Source organism: Cereibacter sp. Soil_C_27 (assembly GCF_057657095.1).
Genome location: NZ_JBDGJD010000004.1, coordinates 302,135 through 322,394 on the forward strand (window position 1 = coordinate 302,135; position 20,260 = coordinate 322,394).

Here is a 20,260-nt window from a genome sequence, read left to right on the forward strand (position 1 = left end):
TTCCGGGTGGCCCCCAGCGGAACCGCGGCGCGCAACGCTGCGTTTTCCAAGCAGAAATCCAGACGACCCCGACCTTCAGCCAGTAAGGAGACTTCACATGCTCGGATGGGCCCTGACCTTCCTCGTCATCGCGCTGATCGCCGCTGCGCTTGGTTTCGGCGGCATCGCCGGCACCGCCGCCGGTATCGCCAAAATCCTCTTCGTGGTCTTCATCGTGCTGTTCCTGATCGCGATGATCGCCCGCGCGGTGCGTGGCAAGCCGCCAATCTGACGCTATTGCGGGCCGCCTGTTCGCGGCTCAGGCATCGAGAAAGGCACGGACGGGCTGGACAGAGCGTTCCGGCCCCTCCTCTTGCGGCACGTGGCCCAGTTGCGGCAGCAGCACGGTTTCGACATGGGGCAGAGCGCGGTCATAGCTGCGCGCCGTGCCGACCGGGATCACGCCGTCCTCCTCCCCCCAGAGCAGCAGCACCGGCGCCTCGACCCGCGCCAGGATCGGCTCGGGCGGCACCAGCACCGTCTGGCGCATCCGCTCCAGCATGGCGGCGCGCACGCCGGGGGCCCGGATCAGATCGTAATAGCGACTCACCAGCGGCTCGGTGACGGCGGCGGAGTCGGCGAAGGCCGCGCCGAGGGTCAGCCGCAGCAGCGGTCGCGGCAGCCAGAGCCGCAGCGCGCTGGCCACCACCGGCACTTCCGGCGCGACGCCATAGGTGAAGCCGGGACTTTCGTAGCCGTCGGGCGAGACCAGCACGAGCTTGCGCACGCGTTCGGGATGGGTGGCGGCAAAGGTGAAGGCGATGCGCCCACCGATGGAATTGCCGACGAAATCCGCCTGTTCCAGCCCCAGCCTGTCCATGATCCCGAGGATCACCGCCATTACCCGGGCGTCGGAATAATCGCCGGTCCGGTCGGCGGGCGAAAGGCCATGCCCAGGCAGATCGAAGCGGATCACCCGCCGGTCGGTCTCCAGCAGCCGCGCCCAGTCGTTCCATGTGTGCAGCGACGAGCCGAAGCCGTGGATCAGGATCACCGGGCGCCCGTCGCGCGGGCCGGTATCGCGCATGTGCAGCGTGGTGCCCGCCACTTCGACCAGATCTTCGGGGCTGAGAAGATACTGCGCCTCGACGGTGGCGCGGGGCAGATCCGGGGTCCAGAGCACGATGGCGAGGCCAAGGACGAGAGATCCGGCAAGGTTGATCAGACCGACAAGCTTCAGGAACCGCTGCTTACTCATGAGACCCACTTGGACCGCCGCACCGAAAAGGGTGCGACTTTTTGACACGCTACTGGGCGGGCACATAGCTGAGTCCGGCGCAGGATCAAGAGCGGCGAACGCCAAGTCACTCTGCTGCAAGGCAGAATTAATTCTGCACCGCATCATTAACAATTCCATAAACTTGATCCTGCTCAAGTTGAGATTGCTGCGGGTGCATTACGATTTTTACAATGGTTCGGCATCGCTTGCCCGATCCGAGACGGGAGCGAGGCAGAGGATGGCAGAGGGGCAGACGAAGCCGGATGGCTATGGCGAGGCGCTCGACCGGGCGTCGCGCTCGATGATCGCCGGGACGACGCGGGGGCTGGCGCCCTCGGTTCTGGTGAATGCCGCGACCGACTGGGCGCTGCACATGGCCGCCGCCCCGGGCAAGCGGGCAGAGCTGGCGGAGCGCGCACTGCACAACGCGGCGCGGCTGGCCGGGTCGGCCTTCGGCGGGGCGCCCGCTGTCGTCGACCGCCGCTTCGCCGCGCCCGAATGGGATGCGCCTCCCTTCGCCGCGATGCGCGATGCCTTCCTGCTGACCGAGGACTGGTGGCAGGCCGCCACCACCGGGCTGCGCGGCATGGCACCGATGCACGAGGCGGCGCTGAGCTTTGCCGTGCGGCAGGGGCTGGACGTGGTCTCGCCCGCCAACCTGCCCTTCCTCAACCCCGAGGTCATCGCCCGCACGGTCGAGACGAGGGGCGAGAACCTGCAGCGGGGCAGCGCCAACTTCCTGCACGACCTCTGGCGCAGCGCGCACCCTGCGCCGCCGGAAGACCCGGCGCTGCAGATCGGGACGGGCCTCGCCGCGACGCCGGGCAAGGTGGTGGCGCGCACCCATCTGATGGAGTTGATCCAGTACAGCCCAAGCACCGAAACCGTGCATCCCGAGTCGGTGCTGATCGTCCCGGCTTGGATCATGAAATACTACATCCTCGACCTCTCCGCCCAGAACTCGATGGTGCGCTGGCTGGTGGCGCAGGGCTTCACCGTCTTCATGGTCTCGTGGCGCAACCCCGGATCGGAGGACCGCGACCTGGGGATGGAGGACTACTTGGCGCAGGGCCCCTTGGCCGCGCTGGAGGCGGTTCTGGCCATCACCGGCGCTCAGCGGGTGCACGCCGCGGGCTACTGCCTAGGCGGCACGCTGCTGGCCATCGCTGCCGCCGAGATGGCGCGCAGGGGCGACGACCGGCTGGCCTCGCTCACGCTCTTCGCGGCGCAGGTCGATTTCTCCGAGGCGGGCGAGCTGGCGCTGTTCATCTCCGAGGCGCAGGTGGCGCTCTTGGAAGACATGATGTGGCATCAGGGCTATCTCGACAGCGACCAGATGAGCGGGGCCTTCACGCTCCTGCGGTCGCAGGACATGATCTGGTCGCGGATGGTGCATGACTATCTGATGGGCGAGACGCCGCATGCCACCGATCTGATGACATGGAACGCCGACACGACCCGGATGCCCTACCGGATGCATTCGGACTACCTGCGCCGGCTGTTTCTGGAAAACCGGCTGTCGAACGGCAAGTTCGAACTCGACGGCCACAAGATCTCGCTCACCGACCTGCGGTTGCCGATCCTCGCGGTAGGGACCGAGACGGATCATGTCGCGCCATGGAAATCGGTGTTCAAGATCCAGCGGCTGACCGAGACGGAGACGACCTTCGTGCTCACCTCGGGCGGGCACAATGCCGGGATCGTCTCGGAGCCGGGACATGCGCATCGCCATTATCGCATTGCCACGACCCAGCGCGACGATCCCTATCTCGACGCCGACGACTGGCTGGCGTCGCAGCTCCCGGTGGAGGGCTCCTGGTGGCCCGCCTGGGCGGCTTGGCTGGCGGCGCGTTCGGGGCCACAGGGCAAGCCGCCGCCGATGGGCAAGCCGCGCAGCGCCCATGCGCCGCTCTGCGATGCGCCCGGCACCTATATCCTTCAACGCTGAAAGGCCTGTCATGCTCACCGGAAAATTCGGGCTCGTGGTCGGCGTCGCCAACGGGCAGTCCATCGCCGCGGGCTGCGCCGCGGCCTTCGCCGAGGCTGGCGCCACCTTGGCGCTGACGCATCTCAACGACCGCTCGCGGCCACATGTCGCCGCGGTGGCGGAGGCGGTGGGGGCCGAGATGCTGCTGCCGCTCGATCTCACCACACCCGGCGCGCTGGAAGCGGTGTTCGAGCGGATCGCGCAGGATTGGGGGCGGCTCGACTTCCTGCTGCATTCGGTCGCCTTCTGCCCGAAGGAGGATCTGCACGGCCGCGTCACCGATTGCTCGGCCACGGGTTTCGCCGAGGCGATGGACATCTCCTGCCACAGCTTCCTGCGCATGGCCCGGCTGGCCGAACCGCTGATGAAAGATGGCGGCAGCCTGATGACGGTCAGCTATTACGGGGCCGAGAAGGTGGTGGACAATTACAACATCATGGGCCCGGTGAAGGCGGCGCTGGAGGCCTGCACCCGGCATGTCGCCGCAGAGCTGGGGCCGCAGGGCATCCGGGCCAACGTGCTGTCGCCGGGGCCCATCGCCACCCGCGCGGCCAGCGGCATCGACCATTTCGACGCGTTGATCGAGGATGCCAAGACCCGCTCGCCCGAACGGCGGCTGGTGACCATCGAGGAGGTGGGCGCGGTCGCGGCCTTCCTCGCCTCCGACGCCGCCTCGGGCGTCACCGGCACCGTGACCCATGTTGATGGAGGCCGCCATGTTCGGATGTGACCCGAGCTTCACCACGATCGAGAACCGCACCCTCGACGAGCTGCAGATCGGCGACTCCGCCGAGGTGGAGCGGGTGCTGACCACCGAGGATATCGAGCTCTTCGCCGTCATGTCGGGCGACGTGAACCCGGCGCATCTGGATGCGGCCTATGCCGAGGACAGCGATTTCCACCATGTCATCGCCCATGGCATGTGGGGCGGCGCGCTGATCTCGGCCGTGCTGGGCACCCGGTTGCCCGGCCCCGGCACGATCTATCTCGGCCAGTCGCTGCGCTTCCGCCACCCTGTCAGCCCCGGCGACCGGATCACCGCCCGTGTCACCGTGCGCGAGATCGACCGTAGCAGCGCCAAGGTGACGCTGGACTGTCTCTGCCAGAACCAGCGCGGCGAGCCGGTCATCACCGGCGAGGCGCTGGTGCTGGCCCCGCGCGAGAAGGTCAGCCGCCCGGTCACCGCGCTGCCCGACGTGCGGCTGCACAAGGCGGGCGCGCGCTTTGCCGCGCTGATCCAGCAGGCGCGGGCCTTCCCGCCGATGACCACGGCGGTGGTCCATCCCTGCGACGACCTGAGCCTGATCGGCGCATTGCAGGCCGAGGCTGCCGGGATCATCGCGCCGCTCTATGTCGGGCCGCGGGCAAAGATCCTCGCCACCGCCCGCGCGGCGAATGTGACGCTGGACGAAAGCCGCATCGTCGATGCGCCGCACAGCCATGCCGCCGCCGAGCTTGCCGTGGCGCTGGTGCGCGAGGGGCGGGCGGCGGCGCTGATGAAGGGCAAGCTGCACACCGACGAACTGCTTTCGGCAGTGCTCTCGCGTGAGACCGGGCTCAGGACCGAGCGGCGGCTGAGCCATGTCTTTGCGCTGGACGTGCCGGATGTGGACCGGATGCTGTTCATCACCGACGCGGCGATCAACATCGCCCCCGATCTCGAGACGATGCGCGACATCGTGCAGAACGCCATCGACCTCGCGCTGGCGCTGGGTCTGGCCGAGCCGCGCGTGGCGCTCCTGTCGGCGGTGGAGACGGTGACGGGCAAGATCCCCTCCACCCTGCTCGCCGCTTCGATCTGCAAGATGCATGACCGCGGCCAGATCAGCGGCGGGCTGGTGGACGGGCCGCTTGCCTATGACAACGCGATCTCGCTGGAGGCAGCGGCGGCGAAGGGGATCACCTCGGGCGTGGCCGGGCGTGCGGATGTCCTTGTGGCGCCGAACCTCGAGAGCGGCAACATGATCGCCAAGCAGCTGATCCATCTGGCAGGGGCCGAGGCCGCGGGCATCGTGATCGGCGCGCGGGTGCCGATCGTGCTGACCAGCCGCGCCGACAGCCCCGCCGCGCGTCTAGCCTCGGCTGCCCTCGCCCGGCTGCATGCCGAGGCTGCGCCGCGAAAGCCGCTGGCATGACGCCGGTCTGGCTGGTGCTGAACATCGGCTCGTCGACAATCAAGTTCGGCGTCTATGCCGTGGCCGACAGTCAGCCGCTGGCGCGCGGTGCGGTGGAGGCCGTGGGGCTGGCGCCGAGGCTCAAGGCCGTGCTGCAGGGAGAGCCGCTGCAACTCGTGCTTCCTGAACGGCTGGGCGATACCCGCGCCCAGACGCGCTGGCTGCTGAGCCTGCTGGAAGACCGGCTCGGTCCGCTCGACCTGCGCGCCGCCGGGCATCGGGTGGTTCATGGCGGGACCGAGTTTGCAGCGCCGACCTTGCTTGACGCGGAGGTGATCACCCGGCTCGAGGCGCTGTCGCCGCTGGCGCCGGGGCATCAGCCCTACAATCTGGCAGGGATCGCCGTGGTGGCGGCGCATTGGCCGGGGGTGCCACAGGTGGCCTGCTTCGACACGGCCTTCCACCAGCACCGCAAGCAGAGTGCCAAGCTCTATGCCCTGCCGCGCCACCATGCCGAGGGGGGCATCCTGCGCTACGGTTTCCACGGCCTGTCCTACAACTACATCGCCGCGCGGCTGCCGGAGGTTCTTGGGCCGGTGGCCGAGGGGCGGGTGATCGTCGCCCATCTGGGCAGCGGCGCCAGCCTCTGCGCCATGCGGAGGCGCCGGAGCGTCGAGACGACGATGGGGTTCAGCGCGCTGGACGGGCTGGTGATGGGCACCCGCTGCGGCCAGATCGACCCCGGGGTGCTGCTGCATCTGATGCGGCAGGGCATGGATGCGGCCGCGCTGGAGCGGCTGCTGGGGCGGGAGAGCGGGCTTCTGGGGGTTTCGGGGCTCAGCTCCGACATGCGCGACCTGCTGGAAAGCGACCGGCCCGAGGCTGCAGAGGCGGTCGAACTTTTCGTCGCCGCGGCCGTGCGGCAGATCGGCGGGCTGGTGGCGGGCCTTGGCGGGCTCGACGCGCTGGTGTTCACTGCCGGTATCGGCCAGCACGCTCCGGCAATCCGGGCGCAGATCCTGCAGGCTTTCGGCTTTCTGGGGCTGACGCTGGATGCGGCGGCGAATGCGGCCAATGCCACGCTTCTGAGCACCCCGGACAGCGCGGTGGCCGCCGCGATGATTCCCACCGACGAGGAGGCGGTGATCCTTGCCGGTGTCCGGCAGCTGGCGCGATAGCGCTCACGCGACGACCATTCGCGACATCTTGCCGAAATCGGAAATGGGTGGCCATTTTCTGCCGACAAAACAAGGAACTGCCGAAGCTTCCCTTGGGTAAATGAACTTTTTCCGCCCGGAATGCGTTAAGTCTGGAAAGGACCGCGCGGATGGGCCGTGCGGCACAAGCCGGAGACTAGCATGCCGACCCAGCTTCCCACCCTTCTCATCCCGGGCCTCGTCCTGATGCTCGCCGTCGCCGCCTGCGGTGACACCCGCACCCAGCGCGCGGCCACCGGCGCCCTCGGCGGAGCCGTGGTCGGCGAGGTGATCTCGGACGATCCGGTGACTGGCGCGGTCATCGGCGGCGTGGGCGGCGCGGTCCTGCCCTGAACGCAAATGGCGGAGGCCCTGCCTCCGCCATCTGTCACTTTCTGCGGGCGCGACCCTAAGGCCGCGCCCTCCCATCTCAGAACGGGCTGTCGGGGAAGTAGAACTGCTCGGCGTTCTCCGGCGTCACCAGCTGCGAGCCGATGATGAAGCGGCCCGAGACCGGGGTCGAGGACACCAGACCCAGCGCGGTCAGCTCGATCGCAGTCGAGATCTGCGCCGGCGGATAGGTCACGTTGGCCGGAAGCTGCGGGTCCTTGTCCATGATGCGCTTGATGATCTCCTTCATCCCGGCGCCGCCCATGATCCACATCTCTTCGGTGCGGCCCGCCTGCGCGATGGCTTCCATGGCGCCCACGGCCATGTCGTCATCCGCCGCCCAGACCGCGTCGATTTCCGGGTATTTCGACAGGAAGTCCTGCATCACGTTGAAGGCGTCGTCGCGGTTCCAGTTGCCGAACTGCATGTCCAGCACCTCGATCCCCGAACCGTCGATGGCTGCGGTGAAGGCGTCGACCCGCTCGTTGTCCAGCGTGGTCGGGATGCCGCGCAGCACGACGATCTTGCTGCCGGACTCGAGGTTCTCCTTGAAGTATTCACCCGCGGTGCGGCCGAAGCCCGGGTTGTCACCCGAAACGTAGAGGTTCTCGATCCCCGGCACCGAGAGGCCGCGGTCGACGACCGTCACCCAGATCCCGGCTTCCTTCACCGCTTGCACCGGCGAGGTCAGCGGCTCGCTCTCGAAGGGCAGCACCACCAGCGCGTCGATGTCGCGGGTTGCCACCATGTCCTCAATGTCATTGACCATTTTGCCCGCATTGCCCGCCGTGGCCAGCACGAAGGTCAGCTGCGGGTAGGTCTTCTCGAGCCGTGCGATGGTGTCCTGCGCGTGGAAGTTCAGCCCGCCCATGAAGCCATGCGTGGCCGAGGGGATGGCGACGCCGATGGTGAACTCCTCGGCCTCCTGCGCGGAGACGCTGGTGCCAAGCGCCGCGCCGACAACCGCAACCCCGGCCAGAAAATGTCTGCGTATCATTCTATTCCTCCCATGGAATTTCACCGCTGGTCTGCGGCTTTCTTTTCACGCTGCAAGACGACAGCGAGAATGACGATGACGCCCTGAATCGTGCCGTTGAGATAGGGGCTGACGATCGAGGCGAGGTTCAGGATGTTGTCGATCAGGCTCAGGATCAGCACGCCGACCACCGTCCCCCAGACCCGACCGTAGCCGCCCTTCAGCACCGTGCCGCCGATGATGACGGCGGCGATCGCCTCCAGCTCCCACAGCACGCCGGTCGAGGCCGAGGCCGAGCCGAGGCGCGGCACATACATGATGGTGGCGAGGCCCACGAGCAGACCGAGCAGGGCATAGGTGGCGATGCGCACCCGCACCACGTTGACGGCGGAGTATTTCGCCACCTGCTCGTTGGCGCCGATGGCGGCGGCATGGCGCCCGTAGGCGGTCTGGCGCATGACGATCTCGCCCGCGATCGCGACGAGGGCGAAGACGATGATCGGCCAGCTGATCCCGAGGAAGCCGTCGTAATAGACCGGCCGGTAGATCGCCCGCAGATCGAAGTCGAGCGACAGCGTGCCGCCATCGGCCAGCCAGGTCACCAGCGAGCGGTAGATGCCCATGGTGCCCAGCGTGACGATGAAGGCCTCGATCCCCACCTTGGCCGTCAGGAAACCGTTGAGGAACCCGGCCACCAGCCCCGCGGTGGCCGCCACCAGCATGCCGACAAGGATCACCGGCCAGCCGACGCCCATGCTGGGGATCAGCGCGTTCATCGACATGATCATCAGCCCGGCGATGAAGGCGGCCATCGCCCCCACCGACAGGTCGATCCCGCCCGAGGTGATGACGAAGGTCATGCCCACGGCGATGATGCCGATGAAGGCCGAGCGCGCCAGCACGTTGGTCACGTTGCCGTAGCTGAGGAAATTGTCGTTCAGCCAGGCGCCCAGCGCCACCAGCACGATCAGCGCCAGCAGCGGGCCCAGCACATGCAGGCTGAAACGCTTCGTCGAGGAGGGTGCAGTCGTCGCGGTCATGCGCTTGCCTTCTGGTTGGTCATGCCCATCGCGTAGCGCACGATGGTCTGCTCGCTGATCGCCTCGCCCTCGACCTCGCCGACGATCCGGCCCGAGGCCATAACCATCACCCGGGTCGCAAGCCCGATGACCTCCGGCATCTCGGAGGAGATGACGATGACGCTCTTGCCCTCGGCCACGAGGCGGTTGATGAAGCTGTAGATCTGCTGCTTGGTGCCGATGTCGATGCCGCGCGTCGGCTCGTCGATGATGACGATGTCCGGCTCGGCCAGCATTGTCTTGGCCAGCAGCAGCTTCTGCTGGTTGCCGCCCGACAGGTTGCCCGCGTTCATCGCCTTGTCGCCGACGCGGATGTCGAAATCGCCGATCGCCTTGTCCAGCGCCCGCGCCTCGGCGGGCTTGTCGATCAGGCCGCGGGTGAAGCGGTCCAGCGCCAGCAACGTCAGGTTCTCGTCCAGCGGCTTGCCGAGCAGGAGACCCTTCTCCTTGCGGTCCTCGGTCAGATAGACCAGCCCGGCCTGCAGCGCCGCCATCACCGAGCCGCGCGGCAGGGGCTTGCCCTTCACCGCAACCTCGCCGGTCGCCTCGCGCAGCCCGACCACGCCCTCCATCAGCTCGGTGCGGCCCGAGCCGACCAGCCCGGCAAAGCCCAGCACCTCGCCCTTGCGCAGGGTGAAGGAGGCATCCGTCACCAGACCGGGCACGGTCAAGTGCTTCACCTCCAGCACCACCTCGGCGCCGGGCTGATGCTTCGGCGGGAAGAGGTCGGAGAGCTCGCGCCCCACCATCGCCTCGGCCATCGCGTCCTCGGTCAGGCCCTTCGCCTCGGTCGTCAGCACCCGTCGCCCGTCGCGCAGCACCGTCACGCGGTCGGCGATGCGGGCGATCTCGTCCAGCTTGTGCGAGGTATAGAGGATCGCCGCCCCCGCCGCCCGCAGCCGGTCGATCTGCTCCAGCAGCGTATCGGTCTCGCGGTGGGTCAGCACCGCCGTCGGCTCGTCCATGATCAGCACGCGGGCGTCGAGGCCCAGCGCCTTGGCGATCTCCACCATCTGCCGGTTCGGCACCGAGAGGTTCGAGATCACCTCGCGCGGGTCGATGGCACAATGCAGCCGCTCCAGCAGGCGACGGCTCTCGGCCTGCATCGCGGCGTGGTCGAGGAAGGGCCCGCGCTTCAGCTCGCGCCCGAGGAAGATGTTCTGCTCGACCGTCAGCTGCTGGGCGAGGTTGAACTCCTGATGGATCATCACGATCCCGGCGCGCTCCGCCTCGCGCGAGGAGGCGAAGCGGACGGGCTGGCCAACCAGCACCACCTCGCCCTCGGTCGGGGCAAGAAAGCCCGAGAGGATCTTCATCGTCGTCGACTTGCCCGCGCCGTTCTCGCCGATCAGGGCGTGAACCTCGCCGGGCCGCAGGTCGAAATCGACGCCATGCAGCACCTGCACCGGGCCGAAGCTGCGCGAGACCTGCCGGATGGCGAGGACAGGCTCGGTCATTTCAGCGAGACCCAAGCCGCGTTCTTCTGCGACGAGCGGATGCAGGCGTCGACGAACATCATCCCCTCCAGCCCATCCTGCAGCGTCGGGAAAGTGACGCCCGCCGGCGCCTCGGACCCGCTGCGATGCGCGATGATCGCCTCGGCGGCCTCGGCATAGATGTTGGCGAAGGCCTCAAGAAAGCCCTCGGGATGCCCGGCCGGCGTGCGTGTCAGCCGCTCGGCCTCCGGCCCCATGCCGGGGCCGCGCCGGGTCAGCAGCCGCTTCGGCTCGCCTAGCGGGGTGAACCACAGGTTGGTCGGGTTCTCCTGCGCCCATTCCAGCCCGCCCTTCTCGCCATAGACGCGCAGCCGCAGCCCATTCTCGTGGCCGGGGGCCACCTGGCTGCACCAGAGCATCCCCTTGGCGCCGCCCGCGAAGCGCAGCATGACATGGGCGTTGTCATCGGTGCGCCGCCCCTCGCCGAAGCTGTCGAGATCGCAGGCGAGGCTCTCCAGCTCCAGCCCGGTGACGAAGCGCGCGAGGTTCCAGGCGTGGGTGCCGATGTCGCCGGTCGCCCCGCCCATGCCGCTGCGCTCGGGGTCGTTGCGCCACTCGGCCTGCTTGTTGTCGGGAGCCGCGGGGGCGGCCAGCCAATCCTGCGGATATTCCACCTGCACCACGCGGAGACGCCCCAGCGCCCCCGCGTCGATCATCGCCTTGGCCTGACGCACCATCGGGTAGCCGGTGTAATTGTGCGTCAGCACGAACAGCGCCTCGGCCCCCTCGGCGGCCTTCACCAGCTTCTTCGCCTCGCCCAACGTCGCCGTCAGGGGCTTGTCGCAGATCACATGGATACCGCGCTTGAGGAACTCGCGCGCCACCGGGGCATGCATGTGGTTCGGGGTGACGATGGCCACCGCCTCGATCCCGTCGCCCAAGCGCCCCTCGCGCTGCGCCATGGAGGTGAAATCGCTGTAGATCCGGTCTTCCGGCAGGCCGATGGCCCGGCCCGACTCCCGCGCCTTCTCGGGGGTGGAGGACAGAGCCCCCGCCACGACCTGGAACTTGCCATCCATCCGGGCCGCGATGCGATGCACCGCTCCGATGAAGGCCCCTGCCCCGCCGCCCACCATGCCCAGCCGGATCGGCCCCTCGCGCCGTGCGAATTTGCTCATCTGTCCAGCCCCATCATGCGGCGGTTTGCGGCCTCGTCGGTGCCGCCGACCGCGAAATCGTCGAAGGCGTTCGGTGTCACGCGGATGATGTGGTCGCGCACGAACTGCGCCCCCTCGCGGGCGCCGTCCTCGGGATGCTTCAGCGCGCATTCCCATTCGACCACGGCCCAGCCGTCGAAATCCGCCGCCGTCAGCTTGGAGAAAACCGCGCCGAAATCCACCTGCCCGTCGCCGAGGCTGCGGAACCGCCCGGCCCGGTTGACCCAGGATTGATAGCCGCCATAGACCCCCTGCCGCCCGGTCGGATTCAGCTCGGCGTCCTTCACGTGGAACATCCGGATGCGCTCGGCATAGATGTCGATGTTGTCGAGGTAATCCAGCGCCTGCAGCACGTAATGCGAGGGATCGTAGAGCATGTTGGCCCGCGCATGGTTGCCGACCCGCTCGAGGAACATCTCGTAGGTGATGCCGTCATGCAGATCCTCACCGGGGTGGATCTCGTAGCAGAGGTCGATACCGCAGTCCTCGGCATGGTCGAGGATCGGGCGCCAGCGCTTCGCCAGCTCATCGAAGGCCGCTTCGACCAGACCGGCCGGGCGCTGCGGGAAGGGGTAGAGATAGGGCCAGGCCAGCGCGCCGGAGAAGGTTGCCATCGCCGTCAGCCCGAGGTTCTTCGAGGCGGAAAGCCCCTTCATCACCCGGTCCACCGCCCATTCCTGCCGCGCCTTGGGATTGCCATGCACCGACGGGTCGGAGGCGAAGCCGTCCATCATCTCGTCATAGGCCGGATGCACGGCGACGAGCTGGCCGTGCAGGTGGCTGGAAAGCTCGGTCACGGTGATGCCGTTTTCCGCGGCCTCACCCTTGAACGTGTCGCAGTAATCAGTCGAGGAGGCGGCGAGATCGAGGTCGATGAACCGCGCATCCCAAGTCGGCACCTGCACCCCGACATAGCCGCAGTCGGCCGCCCAGCGGGTGATGCCCTTCCAAGAGTTGAAAGGCGCCGTATCGCCCGCGAACTGCGCCAGAAACAGCGCAGGGCCCTTAATCGTCTTCATGCGTGTCCTCCCTCGGCCGCCACCGCTGCAACGACCGGCATCCATCGATGTAATCGTTTGCATCTCCCACTATATTGGCCTTGCGACCGTTTACAACGATTTTTCCGAGCAGCATGATGCGGCGGATCAAGGAGTCTGTGGGTGCGTCAGAAAACAGCGGGAATACAGGATGTTGCGCGTCTGAGCGGGGTGTCGACCGCCACGGTCAGCCGTGCCTTGTCGCATCCCGAACGGGTGGCCGAATCAACCCGCGAGGCGGTTCTGAGGGCGGTGCAGGAAACCGGCTATGTCGCCAACACGCTGGCGCGCAACCTGCGGCGCAGGCGGACAGGCAGCGTGCTGGCGCTGGTGCCCAATCTCGCCAACCCGTTCTTCTCGCAGATCCTCTCGGGCCTCTCCTCGGTGCTCAGCCCCGCAGGCTATGGCCTCTTGATCGCCGACACGCTGACCGACCCCGATCCGCTCCGGCGGCTGGCCCAGTATTTCGACAGCGGGCTGGCCGACGGGCTGGTGATCTTCGACGCCACCCTGCCCGACCCCGACCTGCTGAAGCGCGCGCATCCGCCGGTGCTGATGGCCTGCGAATGGGGCGGTGACCTGCCCTCGGTGACGGTGGACAATGCCGAGGGCGCCGCCATCGCCATCCGGCATCTGCACGAGATGGGCCATCGCCGCATCGGCCATGTCACCGGCCCGCGCGGCAACGTGCTGACCGAGAGTCGCCTGCACGGCACCCTTGCGGCACTGGCGGAGCTCGGGCTTGCCTTGCCGGACGAATGGATCTTCACCGGCGATTTCGGCCTCGCCTCGGGCGCCTCGGCTGCGGCGCGCTGGCTGGCCCTGAGGGATCGGCCGACCGCGGTGTTCTGCTCCTCCGACGAGATGGCCTGCGGCTTCATGGGGGCGCTGCAACATGCCGGGGTCTCGGTACCGGGCGAGGTGTCGGTGGTGGGCTTCGACGACATCGAGGTGGTGGGCCATCTGACCCCCGCCCTCACCACCATCCGCCAGCCGCGGCGCGAGATCGGCGAACGCGCGGCGCATCTGCTGATCGGCATGATCGACCAGCGCAGCCTCGGCGGCCCGTCGGAGCGGATCGCGGTGGACCTGATCCGGCGGCAGAGCGTTACCTCTCCCTGCTGACCTTTTCCGAAAGGGATCGCCATGCCAACCCCGCCCCCCTTGCTCGGAACGCTGGAATCCGCGCTCTACGCCGAGGACCTTCCGGCGGCGCGGGCGTTCTATCACGGTCTCCTCGGCCTGCCGGTGCTGGTTGAGGTCGAGGGCCGGCACGTCTTCTTCCGCTGCGGCGCGGGCGTACTGCTGGTCTTCAACCCCACGGAGACCACCCAGCCCTCGCGCAACCCGGCGCTGCCCGTGCCGACGCATGGGGCGACAGGGCAGGGCCATTTCTGCTTCGCCGTCTCCGCCGCGGATCTCGAGGCTTGGCATTCCTATCTGGAGGCGGCAGGCGTTCCCGTCGAGGCGGATTTCCACTGGCCCGGCGGCGCGCGCTCGATCTACGTCCGCGATCCGGCGGGTAATTCGGTCGAATTCGCCGATCCCGCACTCTGGGATCTGGCGCGCGATTCCTGACAGATTTGCCTCCGCAAGCGGCGCGCCGATCAGGAATTGCAATCTAAGATTGCATCGCGATCCCGCACTTCCCGCTCCAAGAATGCTCGGCCTTCTGCGCTTCATCCTAAAGCACCAGAAACGCCGCTCCTTTGCGCCGTCGGCGATAATTGGCTTGCGATGGGACGTGATCCTGCCATCATTCCCCGGCACCATTTGCAGCACCTGTTCGACCGTTCTGACCATTTGACTCCAACTCCTTTCGTCCGCTGTGCCTCTGGCCCGGATGACCGAAAAATGCCCCGGATGATCCGCGATCTGTCTCCCATTCTTCTGGCCGCCCCTGCCGAGCGCGTTCCTGACGCGCCTGCGGGCCCCTGCCATGGGCAGCAGCCGCCCCGCCCCCGTTTCGGCGCCGTCCGGCGCCTCTCCTCCTCCTGTCGCGCTTCCCTGCGACGGGTCTCCTTCTCCTGCCCGCGCGGCGGAGAGTTTTCATCGACACTTGGCTTGGTAAGGAATTTGTAATGAAGGCTGTCATACTCGCCGGAGGCTTCGGCACGCGTCTCAGCGAAGAAACCGGGATCGTTCCCAAACCGCTGATCGAGATCGGCGGGCGTCCGATGCTCTGGCACATCATGAAGATCTATGCCGCGCATGGCGTGGACGAGTTCATCGTCTGCTGCGGCTACAAGGGCAATCTGATCAAGGACTATTTCGTCAACTACTTCCACCGCAACAGCGACATTACCGTCGATCTGCGGGACAACTCCATCGAGGTGCGTCGCCCGGCGACCGAACCGTGGCGTGTGACGCTGGTCGATACCGGCCCCGACAGCCTGACCGGCGGGCGGATCAAGCGGGTGCGCGACCATATCGGCGACGACACCTTCTGCATGACCTATGGCGATGGCGTCTCCAACATCGACATCGGCAAGCTTCTGGCCTTCCACCGCGAGCAGGCGACGCTGGCGACGGTGACCGCCGTGCATCTGCCGGGCCGCTTCGGCGCGCTGGATTTCTCCGGCGACAACCCCAAGGTGCAGCGCATCCGCGAGAAGAGCCTGCAGGACGGCCAGACCATCAACGGCGGCTTCTTCGTGCTGGAACCCAAGGTGCTGGATTACATCGAGGGCGATCTGACCACTTGGGAAGAAGAGCCTCTGCAGCGTCTGGTGGCCGAGGGCGAGCTGTCGGTCTACCGCCACGACGGCTTCTGGCAGAACATGGACACGCTGCGCGACAAGCACCTGCTGCAATCGCTGTGGGACAAGGGCAACCCGCCCTGGAAGATCTGGTCCTGATCCAAACCCCGTCCGGCAGCCCGATCCAGCATCGGGCCTGCCGAGCGGTCCGCCCTCTCACGGCCCCGCGCCGCGAGACCGGCAGACACACGGAACCAGTCCGAAAGGGTCACGATGCGCGTCCTGTTCACCACCGGAAATCCCTTCCTGCCGCAGCAGACCGGCGGCGCGCAGTCGAGCACCAACCAGCTCGCCACCTCGCTCGTCGCCAAGGGCCATGCCCCCGCAGTGATGTGCCGCCTGAAGGCCGGCGGCTGGACGGAGGTCAGCGCCCGGATCAGCAAGCGGCTGAGCGGCGGGCATTTCGCTTGGGGGCGGGTGAACGGCTACAGCGTCTACCGCGGCTGGGACCCGACGCAGGCGGCCGAAGTGGCGCGCCGCTTCCGCCCCGATGTCGCCGTGGTGCAGAACGGTGAGACCATGGCCATTGCCCGCTGTCTCGAAGAGGCGGGGGTGCCGGTCGTGCTCTATTTCCGCAACGTCGAGTTTCAGGAGCTCGGCGGCGACCCCTCGTCCTTGCGCAACGCGCGCTACATCTCCAATTCGCGCTTCACGGCGGGCAAGTTCCACGCGGCCTATGGCATCACCTCCACTGTGATCCCACCGCTGATCGACTCCTCGCTCTACCGCACGGCGAACAGCCGCGAGAATGTCACCTTCATCAACCCCTATCAGCTCAAGGGTCTCGACATCGCCATCGGCATCGCCGAACGCTGCCCCGAGATCCCGTTCAGCTTTCTCGAAAGCTGGGTGCTGAACGACGATTACAAGAAATCCCTGCTGGAACAGCTTGCGCATCTGCCCAACGTGACCCTGCGACCCCGGACCGGGGACATGAAATCGGTCTATGGCAAAGCCCGCCTCCTTCTGGCGCCGAGCCGCTGGGAAGAGGCTTGGGGGCGGGTGGCCTCGGAGGCGCATTGCAGCGGGATCCCGGTCATCGGCTCCAACCGCGGCGGGCTGCCCGAGGCAATCGGCTCGGGCGGCATCATCCTCGATCCGGACGGGCCGCTGGACGATTGGGCCGAGGCGGTGCGCAGGCTCTGGCACGACGACACCGCCTATGCCCATGCCTCGGCTGCCGCCTTCGCCTTCGCCGCCCGGCCCGAGATGGACGCAGATGCCCAGCTGACGACCTTCCTCGAGGTGCTGCGCGGCGCGGCGGCGGCGCGGGGCTGAGGCTCAGCGTCCGCGCGAGAACTGCTTCTTCAGCGCAGCATAGCGCGTCGGGCCCAGCACCGTCCGCGCCACGCGCTTCACCACATCCTTGCCCTCACCGAAGGACCGCAACTGCGGCACCTGCGCCAGAACCGAGGCCAGATCCGGGGTGATCAGCCGATGCGTCTCCAGACAGAGCACCGGCTTGCCCGAGAGCTGCGCGATGCGCAGCGCCTGACTGTTCTCGCTTTCGATGAACAGCATCGCGTCGCTCCGGCGGTAATACTCGGCCTTGAAGCTGCCATGCGCGCCCAGCCGCTGCCGCTCGGCCTTGCTCGGCAGGTCGAGCATCACCAGCCGGTCATAGGCGATGCCGCGCGCCGCAAGCCAGGCCTCGGTTTCCGGACGATACTTCTCCAGCCGGCTGGTGACCAAGGCGCCGATCCGCCGCTTGGTCGAATAGAGCGGCCGCGCGTTGGTCAGGAATGCAAGATAGGCTGCGCCATCGTCATTCTCCGCTTCGGTCGGATCGAGGCAGAGCACCCCGTCGATATCGACGCAGCTTTGCGCCAGCCATTTGTGATGCATGAAATTCCACTGGAACATCCGCGGTTGCGGCACCACCTCGAACACCAGATCGGCCTCGGGATGCTGCGGCTTGATGCCGTAGACCGCGGCAAAGACATGCTCCGCCGCGATGCCTGCAGCCTCGATCTTGGCCCGCGCCCCGGCCATCGCCGTGCCGCCATGGATACTGTCGTCAAGCACCAGCACCCGCCGCCGCGCCGCCCCCGGCGCCAGCTTGGTGACCCCCGTGGCATAGCTGCGGCCCTCGACATAGCTGTCGATATCCGAGAGCGGGATGTTCACCGCAAGGCTCAGCAGATTGGCGGCCAGCAGCCCGCTGCGCGGGATCCCCACCACCAGATCAATGTCCGGCGGCAGCCGGTGCAGGTTCTTCAGGATCGCCTCGTTCATGTCGGCAATGGACCGATACTGCATCTCATCTCTCCTTGGTCATCGGTCTGAGCCGCCGCACGCCACCCTCGGCCAGCCGGAGCGCCTCACCCAGCGTCGCCCGGCCCGAAGGGAACAGCGCGATCAGCGCCACGAACAGCACGTAGGACAGCGCCGCCCCAGAAAGCAGCGCTGGCAGCGGCGCCCCGGGCAGCAGCGGCCGGGCAAGCCAGACCGCCGCCAGCGCCAGAAGCCCCGCCAGCACCTTTGGCCCCGCCGCAGCGATCATGTCGCCCACCCGCACCGGCCCGCTGCGGCAGACGAACCACCAGAGCACCGGCGTGCGCAGATAGTCGCTGACCGACACCGCGATGGCCACGCCGACCGCGCCATAGGGCAGGCCGGCGACGAAGGCGACCGTGGCGATTGCCGCGGTGGCAAAACCCCAGAGCATGTAGTCGGTCGAGCGGCCCTGGCTGATGAACAGCCAGCCTGCCGGGTTGTTCAGCGGCTGCAGCAGCCCGGCAAAGCCCAGCGCCATGAAGATCGGCACCGCCCCGCGCCATTGCTCGCCCAGCGCGAAGGGGATCAGCACATCGGCCAGTGCCGTCGCTGCGGCGACCCCAGGCATCGTCACCAGCATGGCCAGCCCCAGCACGCGCAAGAAGGCGTTGCGATAACGCCCCGGCTCCTCCTGCATCCGCGACAGCGCCGGGACCATCACCCGCGACAGCGGATTGGTGATCTGGCTCACCGGCATCAGCAAAAGCTTGTAGGCCCGGTCGTAAAGCCCGAGCTGCCCGCCGCCCCAGTAGCGCCCGATCAGGATGTTATCGAGGTTGCGCCCGAAGAAATTGGCGAAGTTGAACCCAGTGATCCCGGCCCCGAAACCCAAGAGCGCCCGCCCCCCCTCGACCCCGCGTGGCGGGCCCGGGCGCCAGCGCGAACTGGCCCACATCAGCCCGGTCGGCAGCAGCACCCCCGCCAACTGCCCGGCGAAGAGCGCCCAGTAGCTGGGGCTCACAAGCGCCCAACCCGCGGCCACCGCCAGCGATACGAGGGCGCCCGTGACGCTGATCAGCGCCAGCCGCCCGTATTCCATCCGCCGATTCAGCAGCGCACCATGCTGCGCGCCCAACCCGCCGATGGCGATGATCGACGCCATCGCCGCCACCAGCGGGCCCACCCGCGGCTCCTGATAGAAAAGCGCGACCAGCGGCGACAGCAGCGCCAGCCCCGCAGCCAGCGTCAGGCTGAGGCCGACATTGATCCAGAAGAGAAAGTTCACCTCGGCATGCCGGATGTCCTTCTTCTGGATCGTCGCCTGCAACAGCCCGAAATCCTGCAGCATTCCCAGCAGCGCGATCACCGGGGCGCACATCGCCACCAGACCGAAATCCTCGGGCTCCAGCAGCCGCGACAGGATCAGCACAGAGGCCATCTGCGTCGCGATCATCACCGCCTGCGAGGCGGCGATGGCCACGGCACCGCGCCCGACCGAGCGGCGCAGCGGACCTTCCGGCGGATCGAAGGGGCTCGGCCCCGCTGTCACCTGCGGCTCACCAGGTCTTCGATTCGGCCTGCCGGTTCGGCAGCACCGAGAGGAAGCGCAGCGGCATGGCCGGGATCAGCGCCGGATCATGTGCCGCCAGCTTCCACATCAGCGCGAAGGTCGGCTTCTTGCGCTGCAGCAGCGCCCGCACGAAGAGATAGCTGTAGGCCCGCCGATAGCGCCGGATCATCCCGCCCAACGTCGCCCGATCCTCGGGCCCTAGGTCGAAGCGGCGGCCGACGCTCTGGAAGAACATCAGCATGTAGCCAATCCGGTCCACCACCTTGGTCGACGTCCAGTCGAAGGCGTCGAAATAGATGTTCACCCCCTGACCGCAGAAGACGTTGCACTTCCACGACACGACGGTGCGCGCATCCGCCATCACCAGCGAGATCCAGAACATGTGGTCCTCGCCCGCATTGCGCAGATCGGTGTCGAAGCGCAGCCGCGCGACGAAGCTCTGCCGCACCACGATGGTGGAGGTCTGGCTCAGATAGGTCTCGACATAGGCGCTGGTCAGGATCCTGCGGTCGAAGCCGAGGATCGGCAGGTCGGGATCGATGACCGTCACCCCCGGACCGCGCTCCTCGCGCAGAAGCCGCAACCGCTTGGTGCGATTGAAATAGGTGATGTCATCCTCGGTGCGGATGTGATCGCAGAAGTAGAAGTCATGCCCCTGCTCCAAAAGGGCGAGGGCATCGCCCAGATGGCAAGGCGCCCAGAAGTCGTCGGAATCCATGAAGGCGACATAGTCGAAGCTGTCCTTCGCCACCGCCTCCAGCCCGGTGTTGCGCGCCGCCCCCGGCCCGCCGTTCGGCTGGCTCAGCAGCGTCACCCGCGCGCGCTGCGCCGGGGCCAGCAGGTCCACCTCCGCAGCGGCGGGAACGGGCGAGCTGTCGTCGACGACGAAGACATGCAACGACGCACCGTCCGGAAGCTCCTGCTGGAAGATCGAAGTCAGCGCCCGGGTCAGAATGCCGGGGTCGCGTTGATAAAACGGAATGACGATCGCAATGCGCATAATGGGTCCTGAAAATCGACTGAT

19 protein-coding genes are annotated in these 20,260 nt (G+C 67.4%); 10 read left to right on the top strand and 9 right to left on the bottom strand.

What is annotated here, in order from left to right; genetic code table 11:
* Window positions 1–97 precede the first annotated feature (97 nt).
* Complete coding sequence (locus AC3A5Z_RS16300) at window positions 98–271, top strand: DUF1328 domain-containing protein (protein WP_487520379.1); 174 nt, start codon at window positions 98–100, stop codon at window positions 269–271.
* 27 nt (window positions 272–298) lie between these two features.
* Here AC3A5Z_RS16300 and AC3A5Z_RS16305 read toward each other — a convergent pair whose 3' ends face one another.
* A complete protein-coding gene (locus AC3A5Z_RS16305; RefSeq protein WP_487520380.1) occupies window positions 299–1,237 on the bottom strand; it encodes an alpha/beta fold hydrolase in 939 nt (312 codons plus the stop codon).
* 259 nt (window positions 1,238–1,496) lie between these two features.
* Between AC3A5Z_RS16305 and AC3A5Z_RS16310 the strand changes: the two genes are divergently transcribed.
* The 5 genes from AC3A5Z_RS16310 (at window position 1,497) to AC3A5Z_RS16330 (ending at window position 6,909) form a co-directional block, all read left to right on the top strand.
* Window positions 1,497–3,206: a PHA/PHB synthase family protein gene (locus AC3A5Z_RS16310; protein WP_487520381.1), complete on the top strand. Its 1,710-nt coding sequence runs from the start codon at window positions 1,497–1,499 to the stop codon at window positions 3,204–3,206.
* A 10-nt stretch (window positions 3,207–3,216) separates the two neighbouring features.
* The gene (gene fabI, locus AC3A5Z_RS16315) at window positions 3,217–3,975 is read left to right on the top strand and encodes an enoyl-ACP reductase FabI (RefSeq protein ID WP_487520382.1); all 759 of its coding nucleotides are present in this window, start codon (window positions 3,217–3,219) and stop codon (window positions 3,973–3,975) included.
* A complete protein-coding gene (locus tag AC3A5Z_RS16320; RefSeq protein ID WP_487520383.1) occupies window positions 3,962–5,380 on the top strand; it encodes a bifunctional enoyl-CoA hydratase/phosphate acetyltransferase in 1,419 nt (472 codons plus the stop codon). The genes fabI and AC3A5Z_RS16320 overlap by 14 nt, the downstream gene beginning before the upstream one ends.
* Window positions 5,377–6,537 carry an acetate/propionate family kinase gene (locus AC3A5Z_RS16325; RefSeq protein WP_487520384.1) on the top strand — a complete coding sequence of 387 codons (1,161 nt, stop codon included), beginning with the start codon at window positions 5,377–5,379 and terminating at the stop codon, window positions 6,535–6,537. Before AC3A5Z_RS16320 ends, AC3A5Z_RS16325 begins: the two co-directional genes overlap by 4 nt.
* A 180-nt stretch (window positions 6,538–6,717) precedes the next feature.
* Window positions 6,718–6,909: a hypothetical protein gene (locus AC3A5Z_RS16330; RefSeq protein WP_487520385.1), complete on the top strand. Its 192-nt coding sequence runs from the start codon at window positions 6,718–6,720 to the stop codon at window positions 6,907–6,909.
* A 76-nt stretch (window positions 6,910–6,985) separates the two neighbouring features.
* Here the strand turns inward: AC3A5Z_RS16330 and AC3A5Z_RS16335 are convergent, their stop codons facing one another.
* The 5 genes from AC3A5Z_RS16335 to AC3A5Z_RS16355 are packed head-to-tail and all read right to left on the bottom strand — an operon-like array spanning window position 6,986 to window position 12,672.
* Window positions 6,986–7,942 (bottom strand): ABC transporter substrate-binding protein, encoded by a 957-nt coding sequence (locus AC3A5Z_RS16335; protein WP_136792449.1) that lies wholly within the window; start codon window positions 7,940–7,942, stop codon window positions 6,986–6,988.
* A gap of 20 nt (window positions 7,943–7,962) precedes the next feature.
* A complete protein-coding gene (locus AC3A5Z_RS16340) occupies window positions 7,963–8,961 on the bottom strand; it encodes an ABC transporter permease (protein WP_136792450.1) in 999 nt (332 codons plus the stop codon).
* Window positions 8,958–10,457 (bottom strand): sugar ABC transporter ATP-binding protein, encoded by a 1,500-nt coding sequence (locus tag AC3A5Z_RS16345; protein ID WP_487520387.1) that lies wholly within the window; start codon window positions 10,455–10,457, stop codon window positions 8,958–8,960. Before AC3A5Z_RS16345 ends, AC3A5Z_RS16340 begins: the two co-directional genes overlap by 4 nt.
* Entirely contained in the window at window positions 10,454–11,614 is a 1,161-nt protein-coding gene (locus AC3A5Z_RS16350; protein ID WP_487520388.1) for a Gfo/Idh/MocA family protein, read from the bottom strand. Before AC3A5Z_RS16350 ends, AC3A5Z_RS16345 begins: the two co-directional genes overlap by 4 nt.
* Entirely contained in the window at window positions 11,611–12,672 is a 1,062-nt protein-coding gene (locus AC3A5Z_RS16355) for a sugar phosphate isomerase/epimerase family protein (RefSeq protein ID WP_487520389.1), read from the bottom strand. Before AC3A5Z_RS16355 ends, AC3A5Z_RS16350 begins: the two co-directional genes overlap by 4 nt.
* 141 nt (window positions 12,673–12,813) lie before the next feature.
* Here AC3A5Z_RS16355 and AC3A5Z_RS16360 point away from each other — a divergent pair, with 141 nt between their 5' ends.
* The 4 genes from AC3A5Z_RS16360 (at window position 12,814) to AC3A5Z_RS16375 (ending at window position 16,727) form a co-directional block, all read left to right on the top strand.
* Complete coding sequence (locus tag AC3A5Z_RS16360) at window positions 12,814–13,815, top strand: LacI family DNA-binding transcriptional regulator (RefSeq protein ID WP_487520390.1); 1,002 nt, start codon at window positions 12,814–12,816, stop codon at window positions 13,813–13,815.
* A 21-nt stretch (window positions 13,816–13,836) separates the two neighbouring features.
* The gene (locus AC3A5Z_RS16365; protein ID WP_487520391.1) at window positions 13,837–14,268 is read left to right on the top strand and encodes a VOC family protein; all 432 of its coding nucleotides are present in this window, start codon (window positions 13,837–13,839) and stop codon (window positions 14,266–14,268) included.
* Between the two features lie 503 nt (window positions 14,269–14,771).
* Window positions 14,772–15,548, top strand: coding sequence for a glucose-1-phosphate cytidylyltransferase (gene rfbF / locus AC3A5Z_RS16370; protein ID WP_487520392.1), 777 nt, complete (start codon window positions 14,772–14,774; stop codon window positions 15,546–15,548).
* A gap of 114 nt (window positions 15,549–15,662) precedes the next feature.
* Window positions 15,663–16,727: a glycosyltransferase gene (locus AC3A5Z_RS16375; protein WP_487520393.1), complete on the top strand. Its 1,065-nt coding sequence runs from the start codon at window positions 15,663–15,665 to the stop codon at window positions 16,725–16,727.
* A gap of 3 nt (window positions 16,728–16,730) precedes the next feature.
* On the opposite strand, the gene AC3A5Z_RS16380 is transcribed toward AC3A5Z_RS16375, so the two are convergent.
* Genes AC3A5Z_RS16380 through AC3A5Z_RS16390 form a run of 3 tightly spaced genes read right to left on the bottom strand, consistent with a single transcriptional unit; the run spans window position 16,731 to window position 20,236 of the window.
* Window positions 16,731–17,708 (bottom strand): phosphoribosyltransferase, encoded by a 978-nt coding sequence (locus AC3A5Z_RS16380; RefSeq protein WP_487520394.1) that lies wholly within the window; start codon window positions 17,706–17,708, stop codon window positions 16,731–16,733.
* A gap of 1 nt (window position 17,709) precedes the next feature.
* Complete coding sequence (locus AC3A5Z_RS16385) at window positions 17,710–19,215, bottom strand: lipopolysaccharide biosynthesis protein (protein ID WP_487520395.1); 1,506 nt, start codon at window positions 19,213–19,215, stop codon at window positions 17,710–17,712.
* A 7-nt stretch (window positions 19,216–19,222) separates the two neighbouring features.
* Window positions 19,223–20,236: a glycosyltransferase family 2 protein gene (locus AC3A5Z_RS16390; protein ID WP_487520396.1), complete on the bottom strand. Its 1,014-nt coding sequence runs from the start codon at window positions 20,234–20,236 to the stop codon at window positions 19,223–19,225.
* Between the last annotated feature and the right edge of the window lie 24 nt (window positions 20,237–20,260).

Excerpts from the sequence above, each read along its gene's own strand:
- AC3A5Z_RS16300 (WP_487520379.1), top strand. The coding sequence starts at position 98 with ATGCTCGGATGGGCCCTGACCTTCCTCGTCATCGCGCTGATCGCCGCT.
- AC3A5Z_RS16305 (WP_487520380.1), bottom strand. The coding sequence starts at position 1,237 with ATGAGTAAGCAGCGGTTCCTGAAGCTTGTCGGTCTGATCAACCTTGCC.
- AC3A5Z_RS16310 (WP_487520381.1), top strand. The coding sequence starts at position 1,497 with ATGGCAGAGGGGCAGACGAAGCCGGATGGCTATGGCGAGGCGCTCGAC.
- fabI (WP_487520382.1), top strand. The coding sequence starts at position 3,217 with ATGCTCACCGGAAAATTCGGGCTCGTGGTCGGCGTCGCCAACGGGCAG.
- AC3A5Z_RS16320 (WP_487520383.1), top strand. The coding sequence starts at position 3,962 with ATGTTCGGATGTGACCCGAGCTTCACCACGATCGAGAACCGCACCCTC.
- AC3A5Z_RS16325 (WP_487520384.1), top strand. The coding sequence starts at position 5,377 with ATGACGCCGGTCTGGCTGGTGCTGAACATCGGCTCGTCGACAATCAAG.
- AC3A5Z_RS16330 (WP_487520385.1), top strand. The coding sequence starts at position 6,718 with ATGCCGACCCAGCTTCCCACCCTTCTCATCCCGGGCCTCGTCCTGATG.
- AC3A5Z_RS16335 (WP_136792449.1), bottom strand. The coding sequence starts at position 7,942 with ATGATACGCAGACATTTTCTGGCCGGGGTTGCGGTTGTCGGCGCGGCG.
- AC3A5Z_RS16340 (WP_136792450.1), bottom strand. The coding sequence starts at position 8,961 with ATGACCGCGACGACTGCACCCTCCTCGACGAAGCGTTTCAGCCTGCAT.
- AC3A5Z_RS16345 (WP_487520387.1), bottom strand. The coding sequence starts at position 10,457 with ATGACCGAGCCTGTCCTCGCCATCCGGCAGGTCTCGCGCAGCTTCGGC.
- AC3A5Z_RS16350 (WP_487520388.1), bottom strand. The coding sequence starts at position 11,614 with ATGAGCAAATTCGCACGGCGCGAGGGGCCGATCCGGCTGGGCATGGTG.
- AC3A5Z_RS16355 (WP_487520389.1), bottom strand. The coding sequence starts at position 12,672 with ATGAAGACGATTAAGGGCCCTGCGCTGTTTCTGGCGCAGTTCGCGGGC.
- AC3A5Z_RS16365 (WP_487520391.1), top strand. The coding sequence starts at position 13,837 with ATGCCAACCCCGCCCCCCTTGCTCGGAACGCTGGAATCCGCGCTCTAC.
- rfbF (WP_487520392.1), top strand. The coding sequence starts at position 14,772 with ATGAAGGCTGTCATACTCGCCGGAGGCTTCGGCACGCGTCTCAGCGAA.
- AC3A5Z_RS16375 (WP_487520393.1), top strand. The coding sequence starts at position 15,663 with ATGCGCGTCCTGTTCACCACCGGAAATCCCTTCCTGCCGCAGCAGACC.
- AC3A5Z_RS16380 (WP_487520394.1), bottom strand. The coding sequence starts at position 17,708 with ATGCAGTATCGGTCCATTGCCGACATGAACGAGGCGATCCTGAAGAAC.
- AC3A5Z_RS16390 (WP_487520396.1), bottom strand. The coding sequence starts at position 20,236 with ATGCGCATTGCGATCGTCATTCCGTTTTATCAACGCGACCCCGGCATT.